General features: G+C 39.1%; 8 protein-coding genes. 6 read left to right on the top strand and 2 right to left on the bottom strand.

Going from position 1 to position 11000, the window contains the following annotated elements; genetic code table 11:
• The first annotated feature begins 863 nt into the window (after positions 1-863).
• A complete protein-coding gene (locus H6G41_RS19020; protein WP_190747745.1) occupies positions 864-1250 on the top strand; it encodes a hypothetical protein in 387 nt (128 codons plus the stop codon).
• 390 nt (positions 1251-1640) lie between these two features.
• Entirely contained in the window at positions 1641-2345 is a 705-nt protein-coding gene (locus H6G41_RS19015) for a DUF305 domain-containing protein (RefSeq protein WP_190747744.1), read from the top strand.
• Positions 2346-2408: 63 nt separating this feature from the next.
• Here the strand turns inward: H6G41_RS19015 and H6G41_RS19010 are convergent, their stop codons facing one another.
• On the bottom strand, positions 2409-4031 hold the full coding sequence (locus H6G41_RS19010) for a patatin-like phospholipase family protein (RefSeq protein WP_190747743.1): 1623 nt from the start codon (positions 4029-4031) through the stop codon (positions 2409-2411).
• A 405-nt stretch (positions 4032-4436) separates the two neighbouring features.
• On the opposite strand from H6G41_RS19010, the gene H6G41_RS19005 reads away from it, so the two are divergent.
• The 3 genes from H6G41_RS19005 to H6G41_RS18995 all read left to right on the top strand — a co-directional run bounded on the left by H6G41_RS19005 (position 4437) and on the right by H6G41_RS18995 (position 9765).
• Positions 4437-6095, top strand: a complete 1659-nt coding sequence (locus tag H6G41_RS19005) for an efflux RND transporter periplasmic adaptor subunit (protein ID WP_190747742.1) — start codon at positions 4437-4439, stop codon at positions 6093-6095.
• An 83-nt stretch (positions 6096-6178) separates the two neighbouring features.
• The gene (locus H6G41_RS19000; protein WP_190747741.1) at positions 6179-9250 is read left to right on the top strand and encodes an efflux RND transporter permease subunit; all 3072 of its coding nucleotides are present in this window, start codon (positions 6179-6181) and stop codon (positions 9248-9250) included.
• A gap of 29 nt (positions 9251-9279) precedes the next feature.
• Positions 9280-9765 (top strand): hypothetical protein, encoded by a 486-nt coding sequence (locus H6G41_RS18995; protein WP_190747740.1) that lies wholly within the window; start codon positions 9280-9282, stop codon positions 9763-9765.
• A gap of 50 nt (positions 9766-9815) precedes the next feature.
• On the opposite strand, the gene H6G41_RS18990 is transcribed toward H6G41_RS18995, so the two are convergent.
• Positions 9816-10097 (bottom strand): hypothetical protein, encoded by a 282-nt coding sequence (locus H6G41_RS18990; protein ID WP_190747739.1) that lies wholly within the window; start codon positions 10095-10097, stop codon positions 9816-9818.
• Here H6G41_RS18990 and rppA point away from each other — a divergent pair, their 5' ends adjacent.
• On the top strand, positions 10098-10793 hold the full coding sequence (gene rppA / locus H6G41_RS18985) for a two-component system response regulator RppA (RefSeq protein ID WP_190747738.1): 696 nt from the start codon (positions 10098-10100) through the stop codon (positions 10791-10793). It abuts the gene before it with no gap.
• The last annotated feature ends 207 nt before the right edge of the window (positions 10794-11000 follow it).

Below are 11000 nucleotides of genomic sequence, written 5' to 3'. Positions count from 1 at the left end.
TTTTAGCGATCGCTCTCTTCACCAGTTATATATAGTTCTCTTGTACTACTCAAAACACACCTCTACTTAGCACTTTTCTCTATTTAGATGCGTTTGCCCTGTCTGCACCCCTGCTTTCAGGTAATAGTTGGATGCAATTACCAACTTACTTAGAGGATGTTTTAAAAATCCTATCGTTGGTAGCAAAACGTTTTAGATCCCCCTAAATCCACGCCACTGAGGGAGTCGGGAAACCGCAAGGGCGCAGTGGCTCCCCTTTTTTAAGGGGGGTAGGGGGGATCAATAAGTATCTAAAATCACAGCCAAAAACTTTTCAAACAACCTCTTAGATGATTGCAGCGATGTGCAAACAAAGATTTATTGCTTACGGTATACACTAAAGCTTAATAGGCAAACCTATTGGGAGATTTGAAATAATTTTTTATTTGTTATATCTATAATTAGGTTTTTGAGTTAATAGATTTAGCTAAATATTTAAATCTGAGGTTGTATATGCTTAGCTAACAATATGTATTTATCATATATTGCTAGCTCATATATTAATCAGATTTGAATTGGGAAATAATTTAAATATTTGTCGGGTGTGTTAAATGTTTTATTTAACTAACTATCTTCATATAGTGGTGCTTTAGGCTACGGCATAAAACACTTACATAAATATAGCAATCCGATTTTATTTCTGAAAGAAAATCTACCTATCCATAGGGGAGCTAGTACGCCCTTACGTATATTTCAAAAATTCAATTAAATTACAATCATCAGTTTCCCTGAATTAGTGAAAGATGACAAAGATATTTTCCCGTATTAGCCAATACAAAAATATGTGCTGAATAGATATAAAAATATAACCGAGAACAATTGATATGCAAATTCAAGAAATATGGCAAAGATATCAAGTAATAGATTCATCGTCTCACCCCATAACCTTGCAAGAAGTTCAAACTCAACCTGCAAAAACTGAGAATTTTTTCATCAGTGATACATTTATAGCTCAGTCAGGGAGTTTTCTGGCTTTTCTAGTTTTTTGGGGTGGAATTTTAATAATTTTCACAAAAAAATTGAAGTTATTATCTGAGAATCAGCTTACTGAACCCATGAATGATTGTGCTAACTTACCTTGTATAAGATGTCATTATTTCGCAAGAAATCATTATTTAAAATGCGCTGTGCAGCCAGCAATAGCGTTGACTAAAGATGCAAATACTTGTTCTGATTACCACCCTAAGAGAGAAGTAGCATCTGGGGATTAGAAATTGGCGCAACAATTTGGATGTTCTTTATAACATCATCAACAGCACAAAGATGTAATTTCATTGAAAGCTGCGGGAAACTCCATCCTCTGGCGATGCGCTGAGCTTGTCGAAGTGTGAGTTGAGAGAGACAGCCGCTTCGGACATTGGTATGTTCTTTACCTATGTCCCATTCCCTATGCCCAAAAACTCCATCCCCTTGTGGGTGGAGTTTTTCATCCTAATTTCATTTCTGTCTGCAAAACTATGTATTGGGGTGCAGCAGTCATGTATGGCGCGATTTTCTGGAGAATTGTTTTACCTAAGGAAAAAATAAGTTACCAAAAAGCTTGACTCTCCACCCAACTAGAGATTGCTTAATGAAATTAGGAATTTATTGAAATCATCCTTATGGAACTCTCTACTCTAAAACATAACTTTTTGGCATTTACTTTAGTAGCGATCGCCTCTGTATCTGGTAGCCTATTAACAGCCTGTAATACAACTACTTACCACACTAGAAGGCAAGCATCATTACCACCCATTACTACCCGTGCTGCTAGCGACAAACAACCGATAAATCACAACCAGCACAATCACCACAGCATGGTGATGGATTTAGGCCCGGCTGATGCTAACTATGATTTACGCTTCATTGATGCAATGATTCCCCACCACCAAGGCGCAACTCTGATGGCTAAGGAAGCACAGCAAAAATCAAAACGCCCAGAAATTAAAAAGCTAGCAGACGCAATTATCAAAGCACAGAACCAAGAAATTACCCAGATGAAAGGCTGGCGCACAGCTTGGTATCCCAAAGCGGGAGATAAACCGATGGCTTATGATTCTCAAAAGGGTCAGATGATGGAAATGTCATCTGCACAAATGCAAGCGATGATGATGAATATGGACTTAGGCGCTGCTGATGAAGAATTTGATTTACGCTTTATTAATGCAATGATTCCGCATCATGAAGGAGCCGTAACGATGGCTAAAGATGCTTTGCAAAAATCTCAGCGTGGGGAAATTAAGAACCTAGCTCAAGCAATTATCAAAGCACAAGATGCGGAAATTAATCAGATGAAACAGTGGCAAAAAGCTTGGTATAAAAAGTGATATTAAGCAAGAAAGGCAGATGGTTTACCTTCTGCCTGACCGGAAAGAGGCAAGGGTCGAAGATTATTTATTTTTGAGAGTTTCCTTCAGTAGAAATTGAAAATAATTCTGAGGATTCACACAAAAACCATTCCAATCTTGTACCAAGATAGCCCAAAGTTTTTGAATGTCTTGAGGATATGAACTAGGTTCATCTCCATGATTGCGAGTAATATAAACCATTAAGTTATAACAACTAGTCACTTGACCAGCAATCATCACATTATTGAATTGGTTATCTTCAGTAAACCAAAGCGTAGTGGGCATAGTTGCCGCAGCATCAATGACTTTAAGAATCTCCGGTGATATTGGTTTGACTTCTATTGGTAATTTAGCTCTTTTACCACCGGCTCTTAATTCATAAATTAGATTAGAAATTAATTTTTTTTGTTTATCTTTGTCTCTATACTGTTGATAAATAAAACTAAAGCCCATATTGCGAATGCGATTCATGAAAACTGAACCAGCCATCGCCTGTAAAGAAGTTAAACGCAAAGAAATAGCATTAATTACTTGGTTAATTGTTAAACTTTTTAAATCGTTCCAAGCAACTATACCAGCTTGAGGTACAGCCGGGAGAATTTGATTTTTAATGATATTTCGACCCCAAAACAAAATAAAAGCTGTGGCAAGAGCTAAGAAAAAGGGAATGATATACAAGAAAAAATCTAGCCAAATAAATTGACCGCTTATATAGTCTTTGATGGCTTCATAAGCTACGGTTATTACAGTAAATAAACAGAAGACTATTAGGATTTTTGATAGCCAATCAATTGTTTGTAACTTTAAATTACTTACTTTAAAATCTGGGGGAAAGGAATAAAATGTTCCTGGTCTTTCATCGACATCAGAAATAATAAATAAATCTAAGGGAAAATCACTGCGTTTTTCAGCTAACCATAAACTGTCTATGCCTTGGTTATCATAAATTCCCCCATCCATCAAAGCTAGATCTTCAGCCAATTTTTCATGAACTACGGCTCTGACATTATTGAAAATATTTTGCTTTGACCAATTAAAATCTCCGGGAAAGGCTAAAGGTTCAAATCCACCAGGAAAACAAGAAGATGCTGCTACAATATCAGCAACTCGAATGTCTTCTGCATCAGACCTCTCTATTGATATTTTCCCATTACCAATTTTGGCGTTTAAGTTGGCACTACGCTGAAACCGAAAAGCTAAACCACTGCGAAATTCTGTAGCGTTAAAAATGACTTCTTGTAGATGTATATTAGCTTGAAGAATATCGCCAAAGCGATAGGGTTTGCCTTGAGGATTTTGGAAAAATTTTTCGGCGTAGACTTGGGCACTGGCAGTAATAAGATCGTGTCTTGCTGATGATTTCTTAGATGATTTTTTACTGAGGTTTTTTAATGCTAATTCTACCAGCCTAGTGTTTTTCAGCAAGTAAGAATATTCTTGATAAAATTCCGCAAAAGATTTCTTTTCTACTAAAGATAAAGTATATTTTGCACCTGTAAATGTTCCTCCAGATACGGTGGATATCATTTTGACTTGCTGCAATAAATTGACGCGATTTAAATAAAACAATAATCCTAAATGAAATACCGCAGCCCGATAACCGCCTCCTGACAATGCTAAGCCAATATTTTGAGGTAAATTTGATTGCTGGTTATTTGAATTCATGGAATTTTTACCAATAAATTGAGTTTGCCTAGTTTGTGTAATAAGTAGCTGAAGTGCGTAGATGCGCAGCGTCTTGTCAACAGATATCGCTTGGGCGAATTCCTCAAAAAATCGAGGATAAAGTCTCTTAAACCGTTAATTTTTTCTAAAAATGTCTATATTCCACAAATAGGAATTATTCTACCTCAAAAAAACCTTGTAGAAAATCTTACTTAACATAAAGACAGGGAATTTACGGTGCAGCTTTTTGACTAATCAAAACAGTCTAGATGAACCAGGAACAGTCAACCGTCAACCGTCAACTGTCAACATGATTGTCATTTCATCCCAATTTCATTTTCAGATGAAAAACTGGGAAGTATAGCTTTGTTTACGCTGCCCATAAATGACAAATTCCTGATAGCGATGTTTAAAACTCTGCGTTCCCAACCACTCATAGCAATTTCCTCTGTTTCTAGCACAATTATCAGTCTGTTGATATTTGCAAATTCCCCAGTAGTTTTAGCCCACGGGGGACATGGTAATGAATTTCAAGGAGGTAGTGAGGCGCATTCCGCGACTACAGCGATTAAAGTTGATGCGCAAACAGCGCAACGCTTGGGTATTAAAGTTGAGCCAGTGAAACTTCAGGCGTTAGCTGTGGGAATTAAAACTACGGGACAGATTGAAACTTTACCCAGCCAAAAGGTAGAAGTAAATACGCCAATTGCTAAAGCCAAAGTAGTGGAGTTGTTGGTAGAACCGGGTGCTACAGTCAAAAAAGGTCAAGCAGTAGCGGTGGTATCTAGCCCGGATTTAGTGGAATTGCGAGTTAATTCCCAAGAAAAACTGGCAGAAGGTCAGGCAGATTTACAACAAGCTTTAGCTGATTTAAAATTAGCTCAACAAAATCGCGATCGCTATCAACAAATAACCACAGCAGAAATCGCTCAAGCACAAACACAAGTAGCATTCGCCCAAGAAAAGTACAATAAAGATCAGCAGTTAGTCGCGGCTGGCGCTTTACCCCAACGCACAGCCTTAGAATCGCAAACCCAGCTAGCGCAAGCTAAAGCCGAACTCACTAAAGCTAACAGCCGCCGGGAAGTAATTGAGGCAGAAAATCAGCTAAAACGCGCCGCTTCCGCCGTTGAAGTGGCAAAATCGCGCATTCAACTGAGCAATACCACCTATCAAACTCGCCTTTCTCAATTAGGAACCCGCGCTAATGCTCAAGGATTGGTGACGGTGGTATCCCCGATTACTGGTAAGGTGGCAGATAGAGAAGTTACCCTCGGTCAATCCTTTGAGGATACGGGCGGTAAATTGATGACGATTGTCAATGATAGCAAGGTTTTTGCCACCGCGAATATCTATGAAAAGGATTTAAATCAAGTTAAGACTGGTCAAAGGGTAATTGTTAAAGTTGCTGCTGTGCCTAACCGTAGTTTTACAGGTAGAATTATCCGCATTGGCTCGGTGGTGGAAGGAGAAACGCGAGTTGTTCCCGTACAAGCTGAATTGGAGAACTTCGGCGGATTGCTCAAACCGGGAATGTTTGCAGAACTGGAAGTGTTAACACAGCAAACAGCATCGCCTAGTTTAGTGATTCCCAGTGCGGCGGTAGTGGAAGCCAATGGTAAAAAGCAGGTTTATATCCAAAATGGTAACGCCTATCAATCTGTGGAAGTGACTTTAGGGCAAACCTCTGGCGATATGGTGGAGGTAAAAACTGGGTTATTTGCAGGGGATTTAATTGTTACCCAACGCGCTCCGCAACTTTACGCACAATCGCTGCGGGGGAGTAGTGCAGCAGATGAGCATGGACATGGCACTTCGACTTCGCTCAGTGCCCAAACAGAAGAGAAAAATTCTAATTCCTCAATTCCTTTGTGGGTGGGTGTAGGGGGAGGTGTTGCACTTTTTGGTGTAGCTTTTATGGGTGGTGTTTCTTGGGCTAGTCGTTGCCGCAAACATCAATATCAATTACCTGTAGAACAACCAGATTTACCGCCAGAATGGGTTGATAACCATTACGTAGCGAAACAGGATTCGGAAGTAAGGATTGATACGAAATTGAGATAAGTTGACGGTTGACTGTTGATGGTTGACGGTTGACGGTTGACTGGTAATCCAAAATCTAAAATCTAAAATCTAAAATTTTCAAGATGCTTAGTGCGATCATTAAATGGGCGATCGCTCGCCGTTGGCTAGTGGTTCTGAGTACAATTATCCTGATAATTTGGATATTTCGTACGATTATCCAAATGCCTTTGGATGTTTTTCCTAGTTTTGCGCCACCGCAGGTAGAAATTCAAACGGAAGCGCCAGGACTCGCGCCGGAAGAGTTGGAATCTTTGGTGACTTTACCGATTGAAAGTGCAATTAATGGTACTCCTGGGGTGACAGCAGTGCGTTCATCTTCCGCAGCGGGAATTTCTGTGGTTAAGGTGATTTTTAATTGGGGAAGTGATATTTATCAAGCGCGTCAGTTGGTAACGGAAAGGTTACAACAAGCACAAGGTAAGTTACCTGCTGGGGTAGAAACGCCACAAATTTCTCCTACTAGTTCCCCAATTGGTACTGTATTGCAATATGCTTTTACTTCTGATACTACACCTTTAATGGAAGTACGGCGAATTGTCGATTGGCAAGTGACAAATCGGCTTTTGGCTGTGCCTGGTGTGAGTCAAGTTGTTGCTTATGGGGGTGATATTCGGCAATATCAAGTATTAGTAGATCCAGAAAAATTACAAGCTTTTAATGTTACTTTAGCTGATGTAGAAGAAGCAACGGCGGCAGCAAATATTAATGCTCCTGGTGGTTATTTGATTACCCCTGATAGAGAGAAATTAATTCGGGGAATTGGCAGAATTGAATCTCTTGAAGAATTACAACAATCTGCAATTACTGCTCGCAATGGTACGCCAGTTAAAATATCTGATGTGGCTGATGTAAAAATTGGTGCAGCAATTAAAAGAGGTGATGGCAGTTTTAACGGAAAAAAGGCTGTTATCGTTACAATCAACAAACAGCCACAAGCCGATACACCAAGCGTTACCCGTGCTATTGAACAGGCGATCGCAGAAATTAAAGCTGCTTTACCAAAAGATATGCAAGTAACGGCGACATTTCGCCAAGAAAACTATATTGATGCTTCGATTGAAAATGTTCGCGCTGCTTTAATTGAAGGTAGTATTATTGTTGCTATTATTCTCATTCCTTTTTTAATGAATTGGCGGAACCTCGCCATTTGTTTAACTGCTTTACCTCTATCTTTATTAATTGGGATATTTCTCCTTAATTGGTTGGGACAAGGTTTAAATACCATGACTTTGGGAGGGTTAGCTGTTGCAATTGGTTCGGCGGTTGATGATGCAATTGTTGATGCAGAAAATGTTTACCGCAATTTACGAGAAAATAAATATTCTCCCCATCCTCGCCCTGTTTTAGATGTGGTATTTGATGGTTGTCAAGAAGTAAGAGATTCGGTATTTGGCGCGACTATTATTACTATCGTTGTCTTTGCTCCCGTGTTTGCTTTAACTGGGGTAGAAGGTAGCATTTTTATCCCGATGGGGTTAGGCTATATGGCGGCTGTGATTGCGTCGAGTATCACAGCTTTGACGATAACTCCCGCTTTATGTGCAATTTTATTACCTCACGGTCATCTACCAGAAAATGAACCTTGGGTAGCGAGATTTTTTAAGCGGTTGTATTATCCGCTGTTGGGTTTTTCGCTGCGAAATTCGGGAATTATTTTAGCCTTAGCCCTTGCAAGTATAGTAACTGCGATCGCGATCGCTCCTAGTTTTGGGAGAGTCTTTTTACCAGAATTCCAAGAACAAACTTTGGTAAATACCCTGACACTCTACCCTGGTGTTTCCTTGGAAACTACCAACGCTGCGGGGGAAGCAATTCAGCAAGCACTTAAAGGCGATTCGCGATTTCCTTATGTACAGTTGCGTTCCGGGCGCGCACCAGGTGATAGCGACGCAGGAGGGGTAAATTTAGCACATTTGGATATTGAATTGAGCCGGGAAGCTTTAGAAGATAGGGAAGCGGCGATTAAAAAGCTGCGGGAAGAAATGGCGAAATTACCAGGAGTCGCGCCAAATATTGGCGGTTTTATCTCCCATAGAATGGATGAGGTATTATCTGGGGTAAGAAGTGCGATCGCAGTTAAAATTTTCGGCCCTGATTTAGCAGAACTCCGCACCATTGGGAGTCAAGTAAATGAAGTCATGAAAACTGTAAATGGGATTGTTGATTTACAACTAGAACCGCAAGTACCCATCGAACAAATACAAATTAAATTTAATCGGATTGATGCTTCTCGCTATGGTTTAACAGTAGGCAAAATTTCCCAAATTATGGAAACTGCTTTAAATGGTAAAGTAGTTTCGCAAATCTTAGATAAACAACAAACTTTTGATTTATTAGTTTGGTTAAAGCCAGAATCTAGGCAAAATTTAGATACAATTGGCAATTTATTAATTGATACTCCTGCTGGACAAAAGATACCATTAGCCCAAGTCGCCACAATTGAAAATGGTACAGGGCCAAATACCATTAATCGGGAAAATGTCTCTCGGTTAATTGTCGTTTCTGCAAATACTAGCGGTAGAGATTTGCGCTCCGTTGTCAATGAAATTCAAGCAAAAGTCAATCAACAAGTACATCCACCCTCTGGTTACTATATCCAGTATGCAGGGCAATTTGAGGCACAAGAAAGAGCCACACAGGATATTTTAATTTATAGTGCGATCGCCTTTATTGCCATTACAGTTATCATGTATATTTCCGTCAAATCTATTCCTTCAACTGCCACGATTATGATTAACTTACCCTTGGCATTAGTAGGAGGAGTATTTTCTGTAGCTTTATCTGGCGGAATTATTTCTATTGCTTCTTTAGTTGGCTTTGTTACCCTATTTGGCGTTGCAACTCGTAATGGTTTATTACTAGTAGATAATTACAATACCAAGTTTGCCGAAGGAATGCCTTTGAAAGAAATTTTAATCAAAGGTTCAATGGAAAGATTAAACGCCATTTTAATGACAGCCTTGACCTCTGCTTTAGGTTTAGCACCTTTAATAATTGATAGCGGCCCTGGTAAGGAAATATTACAACCGCTTTCTATAGTTGTCTTAGGTGGTTTATTTACATCTACAGCATTAACGCTAGTAGTTATTCCTGCCTTATATGCTAAATTTGGCAAAATTTTATTACAAAAATAATAAATTGAATTGAATTGAGGATTAAATCTATGAATTCACTCAAATCTAGCTTGCTAATTATTAGCAGTATCGGCTTATTATTCTTAGGTGCTTGCAGTAACAATCAGCCAGCAGCAAATACAGAAAATAATCCAGCTAATTCTAGTCCTAATACTCAGACTTCAACTGCACCCGTAGCAAAAACAGAAGCACAACATGGTAAAACTCATGGCGGACAAGTTGTTGAAACAGGTGCTTACCATTTAGAATTTGTTCCTGTGAAAGAAGCTAGGGGAACGCATCTAGATTTCTATCTCCAAACAGGAGATAATCACGAAACAATATCTAATGCTAAAGTGACAGCGCAAGTGCAGTTACCTGATGGTAAACAGCAAACAATTCCTTTAACCTATGATGCTAAAGATAAGCATTATGCAGGTTTATTAAAAGAACAATTAACAGGTCAGTATCAGGTGAAAATTAATGCTGATATTAAAGGTAAAAAAGTAGATGGACGCTTTAATTTTAATCGGTAGATGTTTATCGTCCTGCGGGTAACTTCCGTCTTCCCGTTTCCGTGTTTCGCTTAGCCTGAATTAACTTCAGGGTTCCCGGAATCAACTTCCGTCTTCCCGTTTCCGTGTTTCGCGTAGTCTGAATTAACTTCAGGGTTCCCGGAATCAACTTCAGGGTTAACGTTTCCGTGTTTCGCGTAGTCTGTAGCAACTTCAGGGTTCCTTGAATCAACTTCAGGGTTAACGTTTCCGTGTTTCGCGTAGTCTGAATTAACTTCAGGGTTCCTTGAATCAACTTCAGGGTTGACGTTTCCGTGTTTCGCGTAGTCTGTAGCAACTTCTGGCTTTACCATATGCGAATATTACTAGTAGAAGATGAAGAAGATTTAGGTGGTGCTATTAAGCGAACTCTTACCCAACATAAATATTTAGTAGATTGGGTAATTGATGGTGATGATGCTTGGGCATATTTAGAAAATAGTTGGACACAATATACTCTAGCTATTTTTGATTGGATGATACCAGGAATATCAGGCTTAGAATTATGCAAACGCCTACGCCAGCATAAAAATCCTTTACCTGTGTTAATGCTCACAGCCAAAGACAGCATGGAAGATAAAGTTGCTGGCTTAGATGCAGGTGCAGATGATTATTTAGTCAAGCCTTTTGGTATGGCAGAATTATTAGCTAGATTGCGAGCATTACAAAGGCGATCGCCCCAATTTCAGCCACAGGAATTAACTGTTGGTAAATTAACTCTCGACTATGGTAACAATTTAGTTGTCAGTCATGATTCGGCGGGAAACAAACAGGAAATTCCTCTAACAAATAAGGAATTTCAGCTACTAGAATATTTTATGAAACATCCCAACCAAATTGTCACCACAGAACAAATTCGCAATCAACTTTGGGAAGTCAGCGCCGAGCCAGTTAGTAATGTAGTAGCAGCACAAATGCGATTGCTGCGACGTAAATTAGCTAATAGCGGTTGCGATCACACGATTGAAACTTTGCACGGTACGGGATATCGTCTTAATATTACCCATTGAATTTTTGAATTTAACAGTCAACCGTCAACCGTCAACCGTCAATTTTAGATTTTGGATTTTAGATTTTAGATTATCCCCATACATTAATGTAGGGGCTTGAATCTAAAATTTTAGATTTTGGATTTTAGATTTATGCCATGAATAAATTCAGGGGCTTGAAACCTTTTTAAATTTTGGATTTTGAATCTTCAATCCAAAATCCAAAAT

The sequence above is a fragment of the Tolypothrix sp. FACHB-123 genome (assembly GCF_014697075.1).
GTDB lineage: Bacteria > Cyanobacteriota > Cyanobacteriia > Cyanobacteriales > Nostocaceae > Aulosira.
This window is presented reverse-complemented; position numbering and strand designations above follow the sequence as displayed.

Bases quoted from the DNA above. Each gene is read 5' to 3' on its own strand.
- H6G41_RS19020 (WP_190747745.1), top strand. From the start codon at position 864: ATGCAAATTCAAGAAATATGGCAAAGATATCAAGTAATAGATTCATCG.
- H6G41_RS19015 (WP_190747744.1), top strand. From the start codon at position 1,641: ATGGAACTCTCTACTCTAAAACATAACTTTTTGGCATTTACTTTAGTA.
- H6G41_RS19010 (WP_190747743.1), bottom strand. From the start codon at position 4,031: ATGAATTCAAATAACCAGCAATCAAATTTACCTCAAAATATTGGCTTA.
- H6G41_RS19005 (WP_190747742.1), top strand. From the start codon at position 4,437: ATGTTTAAAACTCTGCGTTCCCAACCACTCATAGCAATTTCCTCTGTT.
- H6G41_RS19000 (WP_190747741.1), top strand. From the start codon at position 6,179: ATGCTTAGTGCGATCATTAAATGGGCGATCGCTCGCCGTTGGCTAGTG.
- H6G41_RS18995 (WP_190747740.1), top strand. From the start codon at position 9,280: ATGAATTCACTCAAATCTAGCTTGCTAATTATTAGCAGTATCGGCTTA.
- H6G41_RS18990 (WP_190747739.1), bottom strand. From the start codon at position 10,097: ATGGTAAAGCCAGAAGTTGCTACAGACTACGCGAAACACGGAAACGTC.
- rppA (WP_190747738.1), top strand. From the start codon at position 10,098: ATGCGAATATTACTAGTAGAAGATGAAGAAGATTTAGGTGGTGCTATT.